Source organism: Paenibacillus sp. JCM 10914, assembly GCF_001315105.1.
Classification (GTDB): Bacteria; Bacillota; Bacilli; order Paenibacillales; family Paenibacillaceae; genus Paenibacillus_AQ.
Map to the genome: position 1 here is coordinate 1 of NZ_BAZR01000090.1, position 549 is coordinate 549.

Genomic DNA, 549 nt, shown 5'->3' on the forward strand with positions numbered 1-549 from the left:
GTTATCCGTTTCTCCTTCAGCACGCTTAACAGATCCTGTCCCGGCAACAGACGCACTGCACGCTCCACATGCAAGCTTGCCCCCGACAGTAGCGCCATCGTCATCTCCGATACCGATACGTCGAAGCTGAATGAGGTGAATTGCAGTACACGACTTTCCGCCGTTACCGCAAATGCCTCGATCTGTGCCTCTGCCAAGTTCACCACGCTCCGGTGTTCCACCATAACCCCTTTGGGCTCTCCAGTTGAACCCGACGTGTAGATCACGTAAGCCAAATCCTCCGCTTTCGCCACGCCCGGCACCGATTCTTCGCTCTCACCGGCGATCTTACCCCAGTCGGTGTCCAGGCATAGACGTACACACTCACCTTCCGACCATTGCGCTACAATTGGCTGTTGCGTCAACAGCAGCCGGGCCCGGCTGTCCTCCAGCATATAGGTCAGGCGCTCTTGCGGGTAGGCCGGATCCAGCGGCACATAAGCGGCTCCTGCCTTCCACACGCCCAGCACCCCGATCACCATCTCAAACGACCGTTCCATGCATATCGCG

General features: G+C 58.1%; 1 protein-coding gene. It reads right to left on the reverse strand.

From position 1 onward, the window contains the following. On the reverse strand, positions 1-549 hold a 549-nt coding region (locus tag JCM10914_RS28160; RefSeq protein ID WP_148300292.1), incomplete at both ends, for an AMP-binding protein.